The organism is Dyella sp. (assembly GCF_035685885.1).
GTDB lineage: Bacteria > Pseudomonadota > Gammaproteobacteria > Xanthomonadales > Rhodanobacteraceae > Dyella.
Window position 1 is genome coordinate 1 of sequence record NZ_DASRZX010000074.1, and the last position, 20,375, is coordinate 20,375.

The following is a 20,375-nucleotide window of genomic DNA, read 5'->3' on the forward strand; positions in this document are numbered from 1 at the left end:
CCCCCCGACCCCATCACAACTCGCGCAATGCCGTCGTCACCGGCAAGCGCGCCGCGCGCATCGCGGGATAGATACCGCCGATGAAGCCGATCGCAAGCGCCCACTTCAGGCCTGTCCATAACAGCGCGGGCGACACCCGAAGCTCGAAACTCAGCTTGCCCACCGTGCCAGCCGCCAGCGTCGATGCGCTGTAGCCGTTGAAGATCAGCCAGGCGAGCACGCCGCCGATGATGCCGCCGATAAGGGCCAGCAGCATCGTTTCCAGCATCACTGCCACTACCACGGGCAAACCGCGGAAGCCGATCGCGCGCAAGGTAGCGATTTCGCGCGCACGTGCCGCCACTGCCGCAAACATGGTGTTGAGCGCACCGAACATCGCACCGATGGCCATGATCAGGCCCACCGTGATGCCCATGACGCGGATCACCTTGGTCATGCCTTCGGACTGCTTGTTGAAGTAATCGATGGTGGTGCTGACATCGACCTTCAGCTGCGGGTTGCCATCCAGCGAAGCCTTGAACGCGTCGTAGGCCTTCGGATCGGTGAGCTTCACCGTGACCGAGGCGCGGCTGCTGCCGCGGCGATAGGTGTCTGCCACCACGCTGGCATCGCCCCACACTTCCGAATCCATCGCATCGCCGGACGAGAACACGCCGACCACGGTCCACTGCTGGTTGCCCAGGCGAATCATGTGGCCCGGTTCCAGCCCTGCGAACTGCTTGGCCGCACCCTTGCCCACGATCAGCTCGCGCATGCCTGGCTGGAAGTTGCGACCCTGGACGATCTTCACGTTGGGACGCACCGCCCATGCCTGGTCGCTCACACCGCGCAACTGCACGCTGCCTTCGTCATCGGCCGTACCACCCTTGAGCGGAAGATTCGCGGCCACCACCAACTCCGGCGAAGCAATGGCCTGACCCTTCGCATCACGCGCAATACCGGGTGCCTGCGGGATCAGCGTGACGCTGTCGTGGTCCAGCACCGACATCACCTCCGATGCCGATGAGCCACGCATGACGATGGCCGTATCGGCGCTGCCGGTCTTGCGCAACGTTTCCGCGTAACCCTCACCCATGGCAAGCAAGGCCACCAGCACGCCGACCACGCCGGCGATGCCGATCACGATGACGGCGGATGAGCCAAGGCGTTGCCCAAGCGTGCTGATGCCCACGCTGGCCACCGACAAGGCCTGGCGTCCACGTCGGGTGAAGAACAACCACGCCGCGAACAGCACGGCAAGCAACAAGGCGCCCTGCCAGGGCAACACGATCCACGCCGCGAGCACCGCCACGACCAGGACCAGCAACAGGAAATTGATCAGGAAATTCATGATGCGCCCCTCAGCGTCCGGCCAATGCATCGACGATGTTCAGGCGCATGGCGCGGATCGCAGGCAACGCGCCCACCAGCAACCCGATCGCGATCATCAGCACCAGTCCCAAAATCCAGCTGTTTGCGCCGACACTCGGCAGATTGAGCATGCCGCCGCTGCCTGCGCTCACCGCGGGCACGATCAGCGCAGCCAGCCCCAGCCCGATCACGCCGCCGAGCAACAGCAACAGCACCGATTCCGCCAGCACGATGCCAAGCACGCTACGGTTGGAGAAACCAATCGTCTTGAGCACGGCCAGCTCGCTGGTGCGTTCGCGCACCGCCTGCATCATGGTGTTGCCCGACAGCAGCAGCAGGGTGAAGAACACCGCACCCATGATCGATCCCACGATGAGCCCGATGTCCGCCAGCTGCTTCATCCAGTTGGCGGTGGCCGCCTGCTCGGTCTGCGTGCGCGTCTCGTGATCGGAATTGGCGGAGATCGCGTCGATGGCCTTGGCCACGCGATCGGCCTGGTTCACATCGGTCACGCGCGTCACGTACCAACCCACGGTGCCACGATTGAACGGCGTGGTTTCATCGAAGTATTTCCAGTGCAGCAGCAGCATCTGGTCGTAGAAGCCACCAGCCTTCTTGTCCTTCGAATGAAGGATGCCCACCACGTCGAAGGTCCAGTTCTTGCTGCCCTGGCGATTGGGGAAGATGGTCGACTGCATCGGGATCTTGTCGCCCACTTTCCAGTTGAAGCGCTTGGCCAGTTTCTCGCCGACCAGCACGCCCGTGCGCGTATCGTCGAAGGCCTTGCGCTCGGCGGCACTCACTTCGATCTCGGGATAGAGGTCGATGTAGTTGGGCTCCACCGCGAAGCTGAAGACCTGGTTGTGCGGATCCTGGTAGGCACCGCCGAACCAGTTCGCGTACGTCACCATCTTCACGCCTGGCACCTGCTGGATCTGTGCTTCCAGCGACTGCGGCAGCGTCTGGATGAAGGAGAGCTTGGAGCCCGTCTGCAGGCGTTGCGCACCGTTGGCGCTCTGCCCCGCCTGATTGAAGGAGGTACGCACGGCGTCGAGCATGCCGAACAGCAGGAACGCGGCAATGATAGACACCAGCGTGAGTATCGTGCGGGCCTTGCGCCGAAACAGCGCCGCCCAGATGAGATGGAGATATTTCATCGCCGCATCCTCACGCGATGGCCTGTTCGACCAGAGTGCCCTTGTCCAGATGCAGGGTGTGGTTGGCGTACTCGGCGGCCTTGGGATCGTGCGTGACCATCACGATGGTCTTGCCGTGTTCGCGATTGAGCACACGCAACAGGCCCAGCACATCCTCCGCCGACTGGCGATCCAGGTCACCCGTGGGCTCATCGCACACCAGCAGCGTGGGATCGGACACGATCGCGCGGGCGATCGCCACGCGCTGCTGCTGACCGCCGGACAGTTCGCTGGGCTTGTGCGAAGCACGCTCGTCCAGGCCCACCAGCTGCAGGGCGATGGAAGCGTTCTTGCGCCGCTGCGCTGCGGACAATTTGGTGAGAAGCAGCGGCAGTTCCACGTTGCGCTGCGCCGAGAGCATCGGCATCAGGTTGTAGAACTGGAAGACGAAGCCCACGTGCGAGGCGCGCCACTTGGCGAGGGCGCCACCGTTCAACTGGTCCAGTCGCTGGCCGGCCACCGTGATGCTGCCACCGCTGGGCGTATCGAGACCGCCAATGAGGTTGAGCAGGGTTGTCTTGCCCGAGCCCGAGGGGCCCATCAGAGCGAGGAAATCGCCTTCGGCAATATCGAGGTTGATGTGATGCAGCACTTCCACTTTCTGCTTGCCGCGCTCGTACACCTTGGAGAGGTCGCGGGTTTCGATCAATGTGCTCATGCTTTTGCTCCTGGTTCGATTGGCGTGGCGCCGCGCATCGCGGTGCGCCCGATCATTCGCTGCATCAATCCTTCGGCTTGGCGGTCGTCACCCGCGCGCCGTCCTTCAATGTGTCAGGCGGCGACACCACCACCGTGTCGCCCGGCTGCACGCCGGCCGGCAGCAGGCGCAGGTCGCCCTGGCCAGATTCCGGCGCAACGCCTCGCTGTACCGTCTTGTCGCCCTGCACGAGGAAAACCACGGCGTGGCCATCGCGCTGCCCGATCGCAGCCGCGGGCACCAGCGCACCCTGAGGCGCCTGCACAGACTGCTGTGCCTGCTTCGATTCAAGGAAGGACACGCGCACGCCCATGTCCGGCACGATGCGCCCGTCCTTGTGTTCCAGCGCCACGCGCACCTTCACCGTGGCCTTGCCGCGATCGGCCGCGGGCACGATGGCGATCACGTGGGCCGGAATCTTCCAGTCCGGATACGCATCGAGCACGGCTTCCGCCGGCATGTTCGGCTTCACCCGACCGATGTAGGCCTCGTTCACGTCGACATCCACTTCCAGCGAATCCATGTCCACTACCGTGCCGACGCCGGTGCGCGTGAAGCCGCCGCCCGCGGAGAACGGCGAGACGATTTCACCCACCTGCGCGTCCTTGGTGGTGATGACGCCATCGAACGGCGCACGGATCACGCAATAGTCGAAGTTGACCTGCGCCTCCACCACCTGCGCATCAGCCGAGGCCGCGTTGCGTTGTTGCGAAAGCAGCTGCGCGCGCGTGCTGTCCACCAGCGTCCGCGCCTGCTCCGCACTCTGCTTGGCCACCAGCCCTTTCTCGGCCAGCGATTCCATGCGCACCGCGTCCCGCTGGTTCTGCGCTGCCTGCGCCTGGAACTGCGCGACCAGGGCGTGGGCCGCAGCCGCCTGCGTGCGCGCCGCTTCCAGCGCGGCCCGGTATTGCGAGTCGTCCAGGCGCGCCACGATCTGTCCCTGCTTCACATGGTCACCCTCCTCGATCAGGACGTGGGTGAGCGTGCCGGTGATCTGCGCCGACACCGTGGCCTGGCGGCGCGCGGTGACATAGCCCGTCGCCTGAAGCACTGCGCCAGCCGAGGCATTGTTGGCGGGCGACTGCGCTTGTGCCGTCTGCACTTCGATCGCGCGCGTCCCCAGCAGGAACCATCCCGCGCCTGACGCCAGCAGCAAGACCAGCACGATGCCACCGACGATCCATGGCCAACGTCCCGGCCCATCGCCATGCGCCTCGCGCTGGTGCTTCTCTATGCGCAGTTCCTTCAACAGTTCCGCATTCGCCACAAGCTCTCCCTGCCGGACCCCGCCGGTTTCCTTGATGATGCTTACGATGCTGGCGTGGCCGTGCCATCGCCAGAGCGCCCCATCAGCCGTCCGCAATGACAGCTGTCACCCGCGCGCCGGAAAACGGCTCGTTGTACCCGCAAGACCGCGCCGAAAAAAGCTGACGTGACAGCCGACTGTCATGGTTCACCGGGGGTGATACCCTTGCCGGACCATGTCCTATGCCATTCCCGCCCCCGTTGTCCCGAGCCTGCCGATCATCGGCAGTGACCAGCGCTTTCCGGTCCGCCGCATCTTCTGCATCGGCCGCAACTACGCCGAGCACGCCCGCGAAATGGGCGCCACGGTGGACAAGGACACGCCGCTGTTCTTCTGCAAACCCGCCGACGCCGTGGTCACGGATGGCGCCGATGTGCCCTATCCACAGGCCACGGCCGACCTCCACCATGAAGTGGAGATGGTGGTGGCGCTGAGCGCCGGCGGCCGGGACATTCCCGCCGATCAGGCGCTGGCGCGGGTGTGGGGCTACGGCGTCGGTCTGGACCTGACCCGTCGCGACCTGCAGGCGGTGGCCAAGGCCAAGAGCCATCCCTGGGATGTCGCCAAGGCCTTCGATCATTCCGCCCCGGTCTCCGCGCTGCGCCCGGCTTCCGAGGCAAGGCTCGATGGCGACACCGCGCTTACGCTCATCATCAATGGTGAGCAGCGTCAGCACGGCCGCCTGGGTGACATGGTGCACGGCGTGGCCGAGATCATCGCGATCCTGTCGACGCTGTTCGAACTGAAAGCAGGCGACCTGATCTTTACCGGGACTCCGGCAGGCGTATCTGCCCTGAAGCGCGGCGACCAGTTCCACGCCGAACTGGCCGGCGTGGCCACGCTGGAAGGCCGCGTCGCCTGAACTTGCGCCAGGGCGCCACGGCGCTCTGCTGTCGCGTTCACATGTGCCTGCGCTAGAGTCTCCCTGCCATCAAGCCCAGGGAGAGAAGCATGAGCATGCTCAAAGAGTTCAAGGAATTCGCCATGCGCGGCAACGTCATCGACCTGGCGGTCGGTGTCGTGATCGGCGGCGCGTTCGGCAAGATCGTCACCTCGCTGGTGGACCAGATCATCATGCCGCCGATCGGCCTGATCACCGGCGGCATCGATTTCTCCCAGATGAAATGGGTGCTCAAGCCCGCCGACAACAGCGACCCGGCGCACAAGATCGCCGAAGTCGCGATCGGCTACGGCAACTTCATCAACACACTGATCCAGTTCATCATCATTGCGTTCGCGATCTTCATGGTGGTGAAAGCGATCAACCGGCTGACCCGCCGCGAGGAGGCCGCACCCGCACCGCCGCCGGCCGACGTGGTGCTGCTCACCGAGATCCGCGATCTGCTCAAGACGCAGGGCCAGAAGTGAAAAGTGAGAAGTGAGAAACGAGAAGTGAGAGAAGCGCAGCCTGCTCTCTCTCACTCCTCTTGACTCACTTCTCGCCTATTGACTCACTTTCGCTCCACCCCATGACTTCTGGCCTAAGCGGCGTCTCCCGGGCACGCGATAATCGCGGTTTCCGCCCAAGGAGCTTTCGATGCGCCGCATCCCCCTTTCCCTGCTTGCCGCCAGCCTGATGCTGGCCATCGGCACCGCCAGCGCCGCGACCCAGACCACCGTTCCCGCTGCAGCCGTAAAGACGGCCGAACAACTGCGCGACAAGGCGATGGCCGACAATACCGCCTACGACATCGTGACCTCGGTAACGACGGAAGTGGGCCCGCGCCTGGCCGGCAGCCCGGCCGATGCGCGTGGCCGCGAATGGGCCATCGCCAAGTTCAAGGCACTGGGCTTCGACAAGGTCTACACCGAGGAAGTGAGCTATCCGCTGTGGGAGCGCCGCAGCGAGCATGCCCAGATCGTCGGCCCGTTCCCGCAGCCGCTGGACCTGATCGCGCTCGGCTATTCCGCCGGCACGCCCAAGGGCGGCCTCACCGCGGAAGTCGTGCGCTTCGACAGCCTGGAAGCGCTGAAGAAGGCCGATCCGGCCAGCGTGAAGGGCAAGATCGTCTACGTCGACGTGCGCATGGAACGCCACAAGGACGGCCATGACTACGGCATTGGTTCCGCGGTGCGCGTGGGCGGCCCGGTGATCGCCTCGAAGATGGGTGCTGCAGGCTTCCTGCTGCGCTCGGCCGGCACCGACGCCAACAGCCGCACGCCGCACACCGGCGTTACCGGCTTCCGCGATCCGAAGGAAGCCATCCCGGCCGCCGCGCTTTCCAACCCCGATGCGGACCAGCTGACGCGCATCGTGGCTTACGGCAAGCCGGTCACGCTCAAGCTGGAACTCGATTGCGGCATCACCGGCACTTATCACGGCGCCAACGTGATCGGCGAAGTCACCGGCAAGAAGCATCCCGACCAGGTCGTGGCTATCGGCGGCCATCTCGATTCGTGGGATCCGGGCACCGGTGCAATCGACGATGGCGCGGGTGTGGCCATTGCCATGGCCGCCGGCAAGCTGATCCACGACATGCCGCAACGCCCCGACCGCACCATTCGCGTGATCGCGTTCGCCAACGAGGAAATGGGCCTGTGGGGCGGCCGCGCCTACGCCGACAAGCACGGCGCGGAAGTGGCGAAGTTCCAGCTCGGCACCGAGTCCGACTTCGGCGCCCGCAAGGTGTGGCGCATGAGCGCCAGCGTGAAGCCCGAGGCGCGCGGCGCCATCGAGCAGATCGCCAAGGTGCTGGAGCCGATCGGCGTGGCCTATGACGCGCAGCGCCCGGGCGGTGGTGGTTCCGATCTTTCGCAGATGCACGCCAAGGGCATGGCGGCGCTCACCCTCACGCAAGACGGCACCGACTACTTCGACTACCACCATACCGCCAACGACACGCTCGACAAGATCGATCCGAAGGAACTGGCGCAGAACGTGGCGGTGTATGCGGCGTTCTCGTACATGGCCGCGCAGGCCGATGGCGATTTCGGTTCGGCACCGAACGCGTTCAAGAGCGACGGCGCGGAAGACTGATCCGCGCGCGATAGCGACAAGAAAAGGGCGGCCCACGGGCCGCCCTTTTTGTTGAGCCTTCTTTCATTGTGGGAACGCACCCTGTGCGCGACGGGCCTGGCGGAATATCGCGACTGCCGATTGGCGCCGTACCATCGTGACTCTGCGGTCGCGCGCAGGGTGCGCTCCCACAAACCCGGCTCGGACGTCAGGTGGCCTCGGCCCGCTTCATCTTGCCCTTGCGCGAGAACCGTTCGCTCAAGCGATCGAGATAGAGATAGATCACCGGCGTCAGGTACAGCGTCAGCACCTGCGATACCAGCAGGCCGCCGACCACCGCCAAGCCAAGGGGACGACGCGTTTCCGCACCGGCGCCCAGGCCAAGCGCGATGGGCAAGGTGCCGGCGAATGCGGCCATCGTCGTCATCATGATCGGGCGGAAGCGCACGTGACACGCTTCGACGATGGCCTTGGCCGGCTCAAGCCCTTCGCTGCGCTGCCGCTCCAGTGCGAAGTCGATCATCATGATCGCGTTCTTCTTCACGATGCCGATCAGCATCACGATGCCCACGAAGGAGAACAGATCCAGCGGCGCGTTGAAGATCATCAAGGTGAGCAACGCGCCCACGCCGGCGGAAGGCAGGCCCGAGAGGATCGTCAGCGGGTGGATGAAGCTCTCGTAGAGAATGCCCAGCACCAGGTAGATCACGAACAACGCGAGCACCAGCAGCAAGCCCATGCCCTGCATCGAATCCTGGAACGCCTGCGCCGTGCCCTGCACGCTGCCGGTGATCGACGCGGGAAGATCCATGCGCTTCATCGCGCCGTCGATGCTCTGCACAGCCTGGCTCAGGCTGACGCCCGGCGCGAGGTTGAACGACACCGTCACGGCCGGGATCTGTCCCTGGTGATTCACCGTGAGCGCCTGCGGCTTGCGCTCGAAGGTCGCCACCGCGTTGAGCGGTACCAGCGTGCCGCTGCTGGACGTGACATAGAGCTGCGAAAGCACGTCCGTGTCGTTCTGCAGCGCGTAGTACACCTGCAGGATCACCCAGTACTGTGATGACGAACCGTAGATGGTGGAAATCTGGTTGGCGCCAAATGCCGAACCCAGCGCGCTCTGCACCTGGTCCATGGTGAGACCGAGCGTGGCCAGCTTGTCGCGATCCACGTTCACGCGCACCGACGGACCGTTGAGATCGAGGTCGCTGGTGACATCCTGAAAGCCCGGAAGTTTGCTGAAGGCCTGGATGACCTTGCCCGACCATGCGTACAGCGCATCGGTATCGATGGATTGCAGCGTGTACTGGTACTGCGCCTTCGACTGCCGGCCGCCGATCTGGATCGCTGGTGGATTCTGGATGTAGGCGCGAATGCCCGGCACCTGCGCAAACTTCTGGCGCAACTCCTGGATGATGCCGTTGGGGTCCAGCTCACGCTCGCTCGCGGGCTTGAGACGCAGCAGCAGCGAACCGTTGTTGGTGGTGGTGCGCGCGCCGCCCGCGCCCACGGAAGACATATAGGCCTCGATGTTCGGATCGTCGGCAACGATCTTCGACAACGCCTGCTGGCGGTCGCCCATCGCGCGCACGGAAATGTCGTCGGGCCCTTCCACGTTGACGTTGAGCTGCCCGGAGTCGCCCGCCGGAATGAAGTCCTTGTTCACCACCACGAACAGCAGCCCGGTCAGCAGCAGGCTGCCGAAGAACGCCCCGAGAATGATGCGCGGATGACCCACCGCCCAACCCAGCGAGCTGACGTAGCCGCGGCGCACACGCTCGAAGCCGGCGTCGAACCACAGCACGACGCGGGCTTTCTTTTCGTGCTCGGCATGGCGCAGGAAACGGCTGCACAACATCGGCGTAAGCGTGATCGAGACGAAGCCGGAAATGAGGATCGCCACGCTCAGCGTCACGGCGAACTCGTGGAACAGGCGGCCCACGATGCCACCCATGAACATCACGGGCAGGAACACCGCCACCAGCGACAGCGTCATCGAGAAGATGGTGAAGCCGATTTCGCTGGCGCCCTTGAGCGAGGCCTCATACGGGTCCATGCCGTCTTCAACATGGCGCACGATGTTCTCGAGCATCACGATGGCATCGTCCACTACGAAGCCGACCACCAGGGTCAGCGCCAGCAGCGAGAGATTGTCCAGGCTGTAGCCCAGCGCGAACATCGTACCGAACGTGCCGACGATGGATACCGGTAATGCAAGACCCGGAATCAGCGTGGCCGATGCATTGCCCAGGAACAGGTAGATCACCAGCACCACCAGCACACCCGCCAGCAGCAGGGTGAACTGCACGTCGTTCACTGAGGCACGGATCGACTCGGAGCGGTCGTACAGCACGGCCAGCTTGATCGACGGCGGCAACGTGGCCTCGAAAGTGGGCAGCACCTCGCGAATGCGATCGATGGTGGCGACCGTGTTGGAACCCGGCTGGCGCTGGATGGCCAGCACGATCGCGCGCTCGCCGTTGTACCAGCTCGCCACCTGGTCGTTCTGCACGCTGTCCTCGGCCTTGCCGAGGTCGGCCAGCCGCACTGGCGCACCGTTGCGATACGCAACGATGATGCTGTTGTAGAGATTGGCCTTCGTCAATTGGCCGTCCGAACGGATGGACAGCAGCTGCCGGTTGCCATTGAGCGAACCCGTGGCAAGGTTGACGTTGGCATTGGCGATTGCGTTCTGCACCGTGTCGATGCCGATGCCGCTGGCCGCCAGCTTCTGCGGATCCACGCTGACGCGCACCGCATACTTCTGCGAGCCATAGACGTTCACCTGCGCCACGCCGTCGATCGTCGACAGGCGCTGCGCCAGCTGCGTCTCGGCGTAATCGTCCACCACCGACAACGGCTGCGTGCGGGAGCGCAAGGTGAGATAGATGATGGCCGCGTCGGCCGGATTCACCTTACGGAAGGTGGGCGGCGTCGGCATGTTGGTCGGCAGCTGGCGCTGAGCGGCGGAGATGGCCGCCTGTACATCCTGCGCGGCGCCATCAATGTTGCGGTCCAGTTCGAACGTTATGGTGATCGAGGTCGAGCCCAGCGCGCTGGTCGAGGTCATCGACTGGATGCCGGCGATGGTCGACAGCTGGTTTTCCAGTGGCGTGGCCACGGCGGTGGCCATCGTCTCGGGCGCCGCGCCGGGCAGGCTGGCGTTCACCGTGATGGTGGGGAAGTCCACGTTGGGCAGTTCGTTGACGGGCAGCTTCGGATACGCCGCCACGCCAAACACCAGCAGCGCAATCATCAGCAGCGTGGTCATCACCGGCCGCTGGATGCAGAGTGCAGGCAGGTTCATAGGTTTCGCCCGCTCAACCGTTGCCGGTCACGATGCGCACGTGCGCACCGTCCACGAGCAGCAACTGTCCGTCCGTCACCACGCGCTCGTTGCCGTTGAGGCCCTTCTCGATCACGATCTGCGAGCCGCTGCTGGGGCCGGCGGTGACGATGCGCTGCTGCACCGTGTTGTCGGCGTTGAGCACGAACACGAAGCTGCCCAACGGGGAGTTCTGCAACGCCACCACCGGCACCGTCACCACGTTCGCCAGGCGCGTGGTGGGCAGCACCACTTCGACGAACTGGCCGGGCGTGAGCTTGTCGTCGCTGTTTTCGTAGCGCGCCTTCAACTGGATGGTGCTGGTGGTCGTGTCCACCGCGTTGTTGATGAAATCCAGCTGCGCCTGGAAAGGCGCTTCCTTGGTACCTGGAATGGTGCCACTCACCGGCACGGCACCGCGATCCATCGCCGACTTGATGCCCGCCAGGCCCGTCTCCGGCACCGAGAAGGTGATGTGGATCGGGCGGATCTGGTTGAGCACCACGATGTCGGTATCGTTCCCGGTGACCTGCGCACCCGGATACACCAGCGGCGCGCCCGCGATGCTGTCAAACGGCGCCTGGATCTGCGCGTAGCTCAGCTGCGTGCGCGCCAGTTCCACCGCTGCCTTGTCGGCCTTCACCGACGCGGCATACACGCCTTCGTTGGCCTTGTAGGTGTCGTAATCGGACTGCGCGACGTAACCCTTGCCCAACAGCGGCTCGTAGCGCTTGAGGATGGTCTGCGCGTTCTGCAGCTGTGCTTCGTCCTTGGCGAGGTTGCCCAGCGCCTGGTCCAGCTGCGCCTGCAGCAGGCTCGGATCGATGCGGATGATAGTCTCGCCCTGTTTCACGTGACCACCGGGCGTGAACATCAACGCCTGCAGCTGGCCGCTTACGCGCGCCTGCACGTTGACGGTGGAATACGCCTCTGCGCGACCGATGACTTTCAGCGTGAGGTCGAGATCGCCGCGATGCGCATCCGCCACCTTGATCGGCACGGTCGCTGGCGCCGCCGGCGTCTTGGCCGAAGTGCGGCCGCCACCGCGAAACCATTGCACGGCCACCACGACCGCCACCAGCACGGCGATCAGGAGGAAAATTTTCTTGGGGGACATTCGCTGCATGAGTTCTCCGACCGTCGATCGCGGGCAACGCACTTCCCATGCGCCGTCATGCCGCGATGGCGGTTGCGATGTCTGTCACTTAGGACGCCGCATCCGCTCCTTCACGATGCGTCGCGCCGGCCATTGTGATGCACGCGGCGCATGTACCCTGCACGACCGACAGCACTTGGCAAATGATTCCTCTTGCGGCAGGAAGCACGCAAGGCGCCAGGTCATGTCACTGCATAGCGCGCGAGGCGGCGCGAGGTCATCACGTTGTCACAACCGGCAGCCGCAAAAGCATGCGAAAGCGGCCGCTACGTGCTCAGGATTCGCCATCCTCGGCCAGCGCGCCGCCGTCGAGAGCCTGCAGGTTTTCCTTGATGCGATTGAGCGTATCCATGGCCTGCTGCATCTCGGCGACGGTGATGCCGCGCGTGGCGTCCTTGCGCAGGCCCAGGGCAATCTCTTCCATGTCGGCGATGACGCCGCGCGCCTGGTCCGTCACGTAGAGGCGCCAGGCGCGGCGATCCTTCGGATCAGGGCGGCGCTCGACGAAACCCGAAGCCTGCAGGCGGTCGATGACGCGGCCCACGGCGATCGGTTCCATCTCCAGCAGTTCGGCCAGCTCCGTCTGGCGCAGGCCTTCGCGGTGATAAAGCATCTTGGTGGCCCGCCACTGCGCACGGGTCAACCCGAATTTCACGGCACGTCTGTCGAAGTGCTTGCGGAAGAGCAAAGTCACATCGTTGAGCAGATAGCCAAAGGAAATGTCTTCCGCTTTAGTCATGGATGTGATGTCGGTTCGCATGGGCCGGATCTAACCTCAAGCATACGTCGCAAATTCTCACGAAGCCATGTCCATTCAGGTCATTACCGCTGATATCACGCAGCTGGGCGTGGACGCCATCGTCAACGCCGCGAACACGACCCTGCTGGGTGGCGGTGGCGTGGACGGCGCCATCCATCGCACGGCAGGGCCCGAACTGCTGGATGCATGCCGCAGCCTGCCACAAGTGGAACCCGGCGTCCGCTGTCCCACTGGCGAAGCGCGCATCACGCCCGGTTTCCGCTTGCCGGCCCGGTACGTCATCCATACGGTCGGTCCGGTCTGGCGGGGTGGTGATCGCGGCGAACCGGCGCTGCTTGCCAGCTGTTACCGGCAGAGCATGGCACTGGCGTTCGCGCACGGCGTGAAATCCATCGCCTTTCCCGCCATCAGCTGCGGCATCTACGGCTATCCGCCGGAACTGGCGGCTCCGCTGGCGCTGCAGAGCCTAGGCGAGGTCTTGCTCGATCGCTCCGTGCAGGTGCAGGTTTGCTGCTTCAGCGATGCGATGGCCGAGGTCTGGCGAACCGCGCTCAACGGTGGACGTTGAACGGATACAGCGGTGGCAAGGGGGATGCGTCGCCGGTATCGCCTTTGCCGCGCCATGAAAAGCCATTGCGGAACACCGTGGCCAACCTGTCGCCGAGACCCGGCTCGTCGATGCCCGCGTATTGCCGGCGCTGCAATGCGCCGATGGCATCCTGCTGAGGCACGGACGCCAGCAGTCGCGCCAGGTCACCGAGATTCTGCACACCGGGCCGTTCCGCGCGAGCCCACTGCAACAAGGCACTCGCCTGCAGCGAAGGATTTCCGCCACGCGCCGCGGCCAGGAAGTTCGCACGCAGGCGCGGAGGCGTCGCCTTTTCCCATGTGCCTTCTGCCGGCACGGCACGCGCGCGATGACGCAGCCACCACCAGGCACCGATGCTGAGCAGCCACAGGCCCACGCTTCCCAGCGCAATCCAGCGCCAAGGCAAGCCCTGCGTCCTTGGCGGCACGGCGGAGGCAGTCGGCACGGTGCCGGGTTCCGAAACCGCGGCCGATGTCGCCGCTGCGGGGGCACCCAACGCGGGCAATACGTTGAAGGTCTGCGCAGGGATGCGCGCGACCTCGGCTTGCCGGGAGACCACGTTCCACCAGGTGAGCGTGGTTTCCGGAATGGTGAGCGTGCCGGGGCGATTGGGCACGATAGCGAAGCCCTGTTGGCGGCGGCCGACCAGCCACTGCCCCTCGATGTGGGTGGCATTGGCCGGCTTGTCGGGATAGACCGTCGCGCCATCCAGCGAAGGCAGGCTCAGGGCCGGCAATGCCTCGTAGGGCAGGCCTGTCGCCTGCACGCTCATCATCAGGTTCAAGGGCTGGCCCACGCGCAGGTCGCCGTGCGAGGGACCGCCATCCAGGCTCAGGGCGAGGTCACGTGCCGGCAGCCATGTGCCGGTGGCCTGCGCAGGTGCCGGCTGGACGTCGATCGCCACGGCCGGCGACGATGCCGATACGGGCGTGCCATTGCCGAAGAAGGCATTGGGGTCGGCCATGCTCACCATGTCGCCCTGGAACGCGACGGGCGGAATCTCCAGATGGCCCTCGCGTTGCGGCGTCAGCGCGTAGCGGCGTTCAATGACGTTGTAGCGCCGCCCGCCACGCTCGGCCTGATAGTTGATCTCGTTGCCCAGGCGGCGCACGTCCACGCCTGCCAGCTGGGGATCTTCCAGCGCGCCATTGGTCAGGTCGGCCGCGAAGAACAGTCGCAGCGTGTAGACCAGCTGCTGACCGACGTAGCCGCCCTGCGGATCGACCACGGCTTCGAGAAAGACGTCTTTACGGCCAGAGGCGGCGGCGCGCGGATCAGGTTCGTCCACCTGGAGGTCCAGCGGTGCTGTCATGCCGCCGGCGAACGAGAGCGCGGGAATGCGCAGCGTGCCGGTGTGCAGCGGCCGCAGCGCCACGCCCACGGTGACCTGCGCGGAGCGCCGTCCGTTGATGATGCTGATGCTGGTATTGCTCGACGAGCCGAGCACGGCGAAGTCCCGCGACAGTGCGCCAAGGTCGGGCGTCTGTGCGAGGCCGCCATCCTGCAGGCGCAGGTTGAGCGTTACCGTTTCGCCCAGTTCCACGCGGTTGCGGTCGAGCGTGGCCTGCACGTCGACGGCGGACGCCAGCAAGGGCCACCACCATGCCAGCAGGCAGACCAGAACAAGCAGGCAACGCGACTTCACTGGGAATCGTCCTCCGACGGGCTGGCACCATGGCGCTGTCGGTATTCAAGGTCGAACTTGCGCCGCAGCAGCGACCCCGGATCGTCCGGCACCCGCTGCAGCGCCTGTCGCACGTCGGCGGGCAACTTCGACTGCGCATCGTCGGCCGAAATCGCGCCCAGCTCATGCGTGGCAGGCTGGCGCGAGCGTTCCTTGCCCAGCGCCTGATCCATCTGCTTCTGCAGGGCCTGTTGCGCCTGCTGTTCGCGCGCCTGCTGCGCAGCCTGTTCCTCGGGCGTGGGTGGCTTCATGCCTGGCGATTCGTCAGGCTGCTTGCCGGGCTGGTTGCGTCCGCTCGCCTGCTGGTCGTTGCCGCTGCCCTGCCCTTCGCCACGTGCCTTGCGTGAATCCTGTCCCTGGTCGCCATTCTGGGGGGCGCGATTCTGCTGCTGGCCGGACTGGCCCTGCGCATTGTCGGGTGGCGTGGTGGACGGCCCCTGGCCGGCCTTGCCCTTGTCATCCTGCGCGCCCTTTTCGCGCGGCGGCTGCCGGGGATGCTTTTTCAGCCAGTCCTCTACCGCCTGGCGGTTGGCCAGCGCATCGGCGTTCGACGGATTCGCCTTGAGCGCGCGGCCGTAGGCATCCAGCGCCCCCTGGTAATCGCCCTGTTTGGCCAGCGCATTGCCAAGGTTGTACTGCGCATCGGCGCCGGGCAGGTCATGCAGGGACTTGGCAGCGGAGGCGTAATCGCCGGCGCGGTACGCAGCGGCACCGCGCAATGCAGGATCACGCGCCAGTTGCTGGGCCTCCTTCGCCTTGCCATCAGCCAAGGCGGCAGCGGCCTGCTGGTCAGGACGCCGCCACAGGTCGCTCCAGTCGCTTGCACGCGCGGGACCGGGAAACGCGGGCAGCAGCGCCAGCGCGGCGAGCATCACCCACCCACGACGGAACGTCGTTGCCGCAAGCGGCAACAACAACAGGAGCAGCCACGGGCCGCGATCCTGCCATTCATCACCCTGCTGTTCGGTAGCCACTTCGGTGGTGCCGTCGGTGCGCAGCTCATCGCGCAGCACATCAATGTCCGAGTGATCGTCGGTCATCGCCACGAAACGCCCGCCGCCTGCCGTGGCCAATGCCCGCAAAGCGACGTCATCACGGCGCGCCATGGAAAGACCGCCCTGCGAATCGCGCTGGAAACTCTCGTCGGTGAGCGGCACCGGCCCACCCTGCGCCGTGCCGACCGCAAGCACCGAAACGCGTACACCGGACTCCCGGGCCTTACGTGCCGCTGTGTTCGCTGCTTCATTCGCGCTGTCGGTGATCAACACCACGGAACCGCCACCGGCCTTGGCATCCCGAACGAGCGTCGCGGCGCGTTCGATGGCCTGCGCCGCGTTGTCGCCATCCGCAGGCATCGTGTCGGGAGCGAGGGCGTTGAGCAGTTCGTTGAGGCTGGACGCATCGGTGGTGAGCGGCGCGACCACGAACGCCTCGCCGGCATAGGCGACCAGCGCGTTGAGTCCATCATGATTGGCCGAGAACAGATCGCGCACCTTGTAGCGCGCACGGTCCAGGCGGCTCGGCGCGACGTCGCGCACCAGCATGTGCTGCGAAAGCGACAGCGCCACGACCTGCGCCGCGCGCTTGGCGTAGAGCGGCTGCGCCATGCGGCTCCAGGTGGGGCCGGCCATGGCCAGCGTGGCCAGGATCCAGCCGAGGGCAAGCAATATCCCAGGCACATTTCGACGGTGCTCACGCCCTTGCAGGAGGTGGGGCAACAGTTCGGGATCCACCAGGCGCCACAACGACTCCCGCGCCGCACTGCGTCGCGTGGCGAGTGCAAGCAGCACAGGCAAGGCAAGCAAAGCGAACAGCCATGCCGGTCGCAGGAAATGGAACTGCTGCCACATCTCGCTCATCGCGCCCACTCCCGTCGGCGCGCTCTCGGGGCTACGGCCACCAGCCATGCCAGAACTGCGAGCGCGAACGGCCAGCGAAACAATTCATGTCGCGGACGCAGCGAAGGTCCCTGTTGCGGCATGGGTTCCAGCGCGTTGATCGCGCGGTACGCATTGGCCAACTGGTCTGCATCCGTGGCGCGGAAATACCTGCCGCCCGTCTGCGTGGCGATCGCGCGCAGCATGCCTTCGTCCAGATCGGCCGATGGATTGATCGTGCGCGTGCCGAACAGGTCGGCCACGCTCATTTCCGTGGCACCGATGCCAATGGTGTAGATGCGCACGCCCGCCGCCTGCGCCGCACGCGCGGCGTCGGCTGGTGCGATGCTTCCCGCGTTGTTCACACCGTCGGTCAGCAGCACCACCACACGCGCCTGCTCGGGCAAACCGGCCAACCGCTTCACCGCCACGGCGATGGCGTCGCCGATGGCGGTTTCCGTACCGGCAAGGCCTACGGCGGCACCTTTGAGCTGCGCACGCACAGCCTCCAGGTCGTAGGTGAGTGGCGTGACCAGGAATGCGCGGCTACCGAACAGGATCAACCCCAGTTCGTCACCGCTGCGTCGCGAAATGAAATCGCCTGCGATTGCTTCCACGGCGCCAAACCGGCTGACCGAACGGCCACCCAGTTGCATGTCGTCCGTACGCATGCTGCCCGAGAGATCGAGCGCCAGCATCATGGCGCGTCCGCTGCGTTGCTGCGCCTGCGGCGGCCCCACCCACTGCGGCCGTGCGGCGGCCAGCAGCAGGCAGAGCCACGCAAGCATCAGCAGCCAGCGTCGCCAGCCACCGCTGCCGTATCGCTCGACGGTCGCCAGATGAATGCCCGGGTGCGGTAGATGCAGCGCTTCGCCCGGCGGTGCGGCACGGAGCAAGCGCCGCAGCAACCAAGGCAACGGCAGGAACACGACGACCCATGGCCATGCAAACTCAGGCACGCTCCGCCTCCTGCTCGATCGCCGGCGCAGCATTGCGCGACGGGCGCGTTCGCCGGGGTCGATAACGCCAGGCGAGGAGCAGCCATCGGCGCAGCGCTATCGCCGTACCGTCCATGTCGAACGAGGCGTCGGGTCGATACATGGCTGGCTCCAACGCAAGCAAGGGCTCAAGCATGCCTTGGTCGGGCGCCACTGCGGAAAGCAGCTGTTCCCAAGCCTTTCCGCGATAGGTGCCTGCGCTTGCGTCCAGGCGCAGGGCCGCTCGGCGAAGCAAGGCGTGCCATTGGGTAGCCAGTTGTTGCGGCTGGCTGCCGAGGTTCGCCTGCAAGCTGCCGACTTCCGCCAACAGCGCAAGCTCGACGGTGCGCCGTTGGTGCCACCGACGCCATCGCCACAGGGCCAGGCCACTACCCGCGATCAGCAGAGCCAGCAACATCCACCAGCCCGGTGCGGGTGGCCACCACGATGGCGCCGCGGGGATGTGGATGTCGCGCAACGCAGGCCCGTTGCTCGGAGGCGCGATCATCACCGGCGCACTCCCGGCGCAAGCAGCGCCATGACGGCATCCAACGGATCAGCCGCCGTGTCGATCGTGCGATGGGGAATACCCAGGCTTTGCGCCGTGGCGTTGAGACGACTCTGCCCCGCTCCCAGTGCTTCACTGAATTCGCGACGCTGGCGCTCGCCGAGCAACACGACTTCGCGACGCTCTCCGTCGTGCTCCAGCGGATAACGCCCCGCCGGCGGCAACGACAGTTCGAGCGCGTCGGCAACCACCAGCACGCGCACGCCGGCCTTGCCCGACAAGTCCAGCAGATGGCCGCGCGCGGCCTCGTCGCAGCTCAAGCCGTCGCTGATCAACAAGACACGATTGGCGCCATGCATGAGCCGGCCGGCGCGCAACAACGCATCGGATAGCGATTCACCGCGCGGCGACCGAGCAAGCGCATCCCAATCTGCCAGCGCGCCGCATACTGCCAACGCGCCGCGCACACCGCCGGCCGGCTTCACCAGCCAGTGGTCGTTGCCGAATGCCATCAGGCCGACGCGTTCGCCAGCACGTACCGCATACCAGGCGGCGAGCGCGGCCGCACGGGCCGCCTGCACCGACTTGAAGCGGACCCGGGTGCCGAAGCGCATGCTTTCATGCATGTCCAGCAGGACCAGCAGACGTCCCTCGCGTTCCTCCTGGAACAATTTGGTGTGCAGGCGACCGCTGCGCGCAGTGAGGCGCCAGTCCATCCGGCGCACATCGTCGCCGGGCTGGTAAACGCGCGACTCGGCGTAATCCATGCCGCGGCCATATAAACGGCTGGATTCCCGGCCCGCGCGCATCGCGCGACTTTCAAGGCGCGGCAAGGCAGCCTTGGCCACGCGTGCCCGCAGTCCCACGAGTTCGGCCAGCCGCACACGCGTGCGGCCATCCCCTTCGGACGCTGGTGTAACGATGGCGTTCACGGCAAGGGCACGAGGTCCAGCACGCGCGTGATCACCTGATCGGGCCGCACGCCTTCCGCCTCTGCTTCGTAGCTCAACAGCACGCGATGCCGCAGCACTTCGTGCGCGATCGCGTGCACGTCCTCGGGCAAGGTGTAGTCGCGCCCTGCCAGCCATGCATGTGCACGCGCGCAACGATCCAACGCAATGGTGCCGCGCGGGCTGGCGCCCCAGGCAATCCAGCGCTTCAGCTCCGGACCATAGGCGCCGGCATTGCGCGTGGCCAGCACAAGTTGCGCGATGTATTCCTCCAACGCAGGCGCCATGTGCACCGCGAGCACCGCATCGCGCGCGCTGAAGACATCCGCCTGCGTGAGACTGGGACGCCGAGCGGGTGCCGGATGGAGGACGCGTCGCGCCTGCTCGCGAGCAAGCTTGAGAATCGCCAGCTCCGAAGCCGCGTCCGGATAACCGATCGTCACGTGCATGACAAAACGATCCAGCTGGGCTTCCGGCAACGCAAACGTGCCTTCCTGCTCGATCGGGTTCTGCGTGGCCATCACCATGAACAGCTCAGGTAATGCCCAGGTGCTGCGCCCCACGGTGATCTGCCTTTCCGCCATCGCCTCCAGCAAGGCGGACTGCACCTTGGCCGGCGCACGATTGATTTCATCGGCGAGCACGATGTTGTGAAACAGCGGCCCACGTTCAAACTCGAAGGTGCCCGCCTGCGGACGGAAGATATCCGTGCCGGTGAGATCCGCAGGCAGCAGATCCGGCGTGAACTGCACGCGGTGGAAGTCCGCCTCGATGCAACCCGCGAGTGCCTTGACCACCGTGGTCTTGGCCAGCCCCGGCGCGCCTTCAACAAGCAGGTGCCCATCGGCCAGCAGCGCGACCAACAGGCAATCGATCAGGTGCGGCTGCCCGATCACGCTGAGCTGCAATTGCTCGCGCACGCGCAGGAAGGCCTCCTGAAGCTGCGTTGCGGGTTGGGCCTCGGGCATGTCCATCGGGTCTTCCGTCGTGAAAGGGAATGCTATGACAGACCTTAACGCGCCGCGGAAGTTTAATACCCATGAC

Annotated in this window: 17 protein-coding genes; 4 read left to right on the forward strand and 13 right to left on the reverse strand. The window is 65.5% G+C overall.

All coding sequences use genetic code 11. The features are described 5' to 3' along the window. Nucleotides 1-13: 13 nt before the first annotated feature. The 4 genes from VFG49_RS09110 to VFG49_RS09125 all read right to left on the reverse strand — a co-directional run bounded on the left by VFG49_RS09110 (nt 14) and on the right by VFG49_RS09125 (nt 4,510). Nucleotides 14-1,333 carry an ABC transporter permease gene (locus tag VFG49_RS09110; RefSeq protein ID WP_324859745.1) on the reverse strand — a complete coding sequence of 440 codons (1,320 nt, stop codon included), beginning with the start codon at nt 1,331-1,333 and terminating at the stop codon, nt 14-16. A 7-nt stretch (nt 1,334-1,340) separates the two neighbouring features. Further along, nucleotides 1,341-2,507 (reverse strand): ABC transporter permease, encoded by a 1,167-nt coding sequence (locus tag VFG49_RS09115; RefSeq protein WP_324859651.1) that lies wholly within the window; start codon nt 2,505-2,507, stop codon nt 1,341-1,343. Nucleotides 2,508-2,517: 10 nt separating this feature from the next. Continuing rightward, nucleotides 2,518-3,204, reverse strand: coding sequence for an ABC transporter ATP-binding protein (locus VFG49_RS09120; protein WP_324859653.1), 687 nt, complete (start codon nt 3,202-3,204; stop codon nt 2,518-2,520). A gap of 64 nt (nt 3,205-3,268) precedes the next feature. Further along, nucleotides 3,269-4,510, reverse strand: coding sequence for an efflux RND transporter periplasmic adaptor subunit (locus tag VFG49_RS09125; protein WP_324859655.1), 1,242 nt, complete (start codon nt 4,508-4,510; stop codon nt 3,269-3,271). A 214-nt stretch (nt 4,511-4,724) separates the two neighbouring features. Here VFG49_RS09125 and VFG49_RS09130 point away from each other — a divergent pair, with 214 nt between their 5' ends. The 3 genes from VFG49_RS09130 to VFG49_RS09140 all read left to right on the forward strand — a co-directional run bounded on the left by VFG49_RS09130 (nt 4,725) and on the right by VFG49_RS09140 (nt 7,526). Further along, nucleotides 4,725-5,411, forward strand: a complete 687-nt coding sequence (locus VFG49_RS09130) for a fumarylacetoacetate hydrolase family protein (RefSeq protein ID WP_324859657.1) — start codon at nt 4,725-4,727, stop codon at nt 5,409-5,411. An 89-nt stretch (nt 5,412-5,500) separates the two neighbouring features. Beyond that, on the forward strand, nt 5,501-5,917 hold the full coding sequence (gene mscL, locus VFG49_RS09135) for a large-conductance mechanosensitive channel protein MscL (RefSeq protein WP_324859659.1): 417 nt from the start codon (nt 5,501-5,503) through the stop codon (nt 5,915-5,917). A 169-nt stretch (nt 5,918-6,086) separates the two neighbouring features. Beyond that, a complete protein-coding gene (locus VFG49_RS09140; protein WP_324859661.1) occupies nt 6,087-7,526 on the forward strand; it encodes a M20/M25/M40 family metallo-hydrolase in 1,440 nt (479 codons plus the stop codon). Nucleotides 7,527-7,713: 187 nt separating this feature from the next. Here VFG49_RS09140 and VFG49_RS09145 read toward each other — a convergent pair whose 3' ends face one another. From VFG49_RS09145 to VFG49_RS09155, 3 genes are all read right to left on the reverse strand, one after another. Further along, nucleotides 7,714-10,812: an efflux RND transporter permease subunit gene (locus VFG49_RS09145; RefSeq protein ID WP_324859663.1), complete on the reverse strand. Its 3,099-nt coding sequence runs from the start codon at nt 10,810-10,812 to the stop codon at nt 7,714-7,716. A 13-nt stretch (nt 10,813-10,825) separates the two neighbouring features. Beyond that, a complete protein-coding gene (locus tag VFG49_RS09150) occupies nt 10,826-11,956 on the reverse strand; it encodes an efflux RND transporter periplasmic adaptor subunit (protein ID WP_324859665.1) in 1,131 nt (376 codons plus the stop codon). A gap of 304 nt (nt 11,957-12,260) precedes the next feature. Further along, nucleotides 12,261-12,725: a MarR family transcriptional regulator gene (locus VFG49_RS09155; protein ID WP_324859667.1), complete on the reverse strand. Its 465-nt coding sequence runs from the start codon at nt 12,723-12,725 to the stop codon at nt 12,261-12,263. Between the two features lie 67 nt (nt 12,726-12,792). Between VFG49_RS09155 and VFG49_RS09160 the strand changes: the two genes are divergently transcribed. Continuing rightward, entirely contained in the window at nt 12,793-13,314 is a 522-nt protein-coding gene (locus tag VFG49_RS09160) for an O-acetyl-ADP-ribose deacetylase (protein ID WP_324859670.1), read from the forward strand. On the opposite strand, the gene VFG49_RS09165 is transcribed toward VFG49_RS09160, so the two are convergent. From VFG49_RS09165 to VFG49_RS09190, 6 genes are read right to left on the reverse strand one after another with little or no spacing between them, the layout of a single operon-like run. Continuing rightward, nucleotides 13,298-14,980 carry a BatD family protein gene (locus tag VFG49_RS09165; RefSeq protein ID WP_324859672.1) on the reverse strand — a complete coding sequence of 561 codons (1,683 nt, stop codon included), beginning with the start codon at nt 14,978-14,980 and terminating at the stop codon, nt 13,298-13,300. The genes VFG49_RS09160 and VFG49_RS09165 overlap by 17 nt on opposite strands. Then, a complete protein-coding gene (locus tag VFG49_RS09170; RefSeq protein ID WP_324859674.1) occupies nt 14,977-16,878 on the reverse strand; it encodes a VWA domain-containing protein in 1,902 nt (633 codons plus the stop codon). Before VFG49_RS09170 ends, VFG49_RS09165 begins: the two co-directional genes overlap by 4 nt. After that, nucleotides 16,875-17,855 carry a VWA domain-containing protein gene (locus VFG49_RS09175; RefSeq protein WP_324859676.1) on the reverse strand — a complete coding sequence of 327 codons (981 nt, stop codon included), beginning with the start codon at nt 17,853-17,855 and terminating at the stop codon, nt 16,875-16,877. The genes VFG49_RS09170 and VFG49_RS09175 overlap by 4 nt, the downstream gene beginning before the upstream one ends. Beyond that, nucleotides 17,848-18,381 (reverse strand): DUF4381 domain-containing protein, encoded by a 534-nt coding sequence (locus tag VFG49_RS09180; RefSeq protein WP_324859678.1) that lies wholly within the window; start codon nt 18,379-18,381, stop codon nt 17,848-17,850. The genes VFG49_RS09175 and VFG49_RS09180 overlap by 8 nt, the downstream gene beginning before the upstream one ends. Beyond that, nucleotides 18,381-19,313, reverse strand: coding sequence for a DUF58 domain-containing protein (locus VFG49_RS09185; RefSeq protein WP_324859680.1), 933 nt, complete (start codon nt 19,311-19,313; stop codon nt 18,381-18,383). The genes VFG49_RS09180 and VFG49_RS09185 overlap by 1 nt, the downstream gene beginning before the upstream one ends. After that, entirely contained in the window at nt 19,310-20,305 is a 996-nt protein-coding gene (locus tag VFG49_RS09190; protein WP_324859682.1) for a MoxR family ATPase, read from the reverse strand. Before VFG49_RS09190 ends, VFG49_RS09185 begins: the two co-directional genes overlap by 4 nt. Between the last annotated feature and the right edge of the window lie 70 nt (nt 20,306-20,375).

Excerpts from the sequence above, each read along its gene's own strand:
- VFG49_RS09145 (WP_324859663.1), bottom strand. The coding sequence starts at position 10,812 with ATGAACCTGCCTGCACTCTGCATCCAGCGGCCGGTGATGACCACGCTG.
- VFG49_RS09140 (WP_324859661.1), top strand. The coding sequence starts at position 6,087 with ATGCGCCGCATCCCCCTTTCCCTGCTTGCCGCCAGCCTGATGCTGGCC.
- VFG49_RS09190 (WP_324859682.1), bottom strand. The coding sequence starts at position 20,305 with ATGGACATGCCCGAGGCCCAACCCGCAACGCAGCTTCAGGAGGCCTTC.
- VFG49_RS09180 (WP_324859678.1), bottom strand. The coding sequence starts at position 18,381 with ATGATCGCGCCTCCGAGCAACGGGCCTGCGTTGCGCGACATCCACATC.
- VFG49_RS09150 (WP_324859665.1), bottom strand. The coding sequence starts at position 11,956 with ATGCAGCGAATGTCCCCCAAGAAAATTTTCCTCCTGATCGCCGTGCTG.
- VFG49_RS09115 (WP_324859651.1), bottom strand. The coding sequence starts at position 2,507 with ATGAAATATCTCCATCTCATCTGGGCGGCGCTGTTTCGGCGCAAGGCC.
- VFG49_RS09155 (WP_324859667.1), bottom strand. The coding sequence starts at position 12,725 with ATGACTAAAGCGGAAGACATTTCCTTTGGCTATCTGCTCAACGATGTG.
- VFG49_RS09120 (WP_324859653.1), bottom strand. The coding sequence starts at position 3,204 with ATGAGCACATTGATCGAAACCCGCGACCTCTCCAAGGTGTACGAGCGC.
- VFG49_RS09130 (WP_324859657.1), top strand. The coding sequence starts at position 4,725 with ATGTCCTATGCCATTCCCGCCCCCGTTGTCCCGAGCCTGCCGATCATC.
- VFG49_RS09170 (WP_324859674.1), bottom strand. The coding sequence starts at position 16,878 with ATGAGCGAGATGTGGCAGCAGTTCCATTTCCTGCGACCGGCATGGCTG.
- VFG49_RS09160 (WP_324859670.1), top strand. The coding sequence starts at position 12,793 with ATGTCCATTCAGGTCATTACCGCTGATATCACGCAGCTGGGCGTGGAC.
- mscL (WP_324859659.1), top strand. The coding sequence starts at position 5,501 with ATGAGCATGCTCAAAGAGTTCAAGGAATTCGCCATGCGCGGCAACGTC.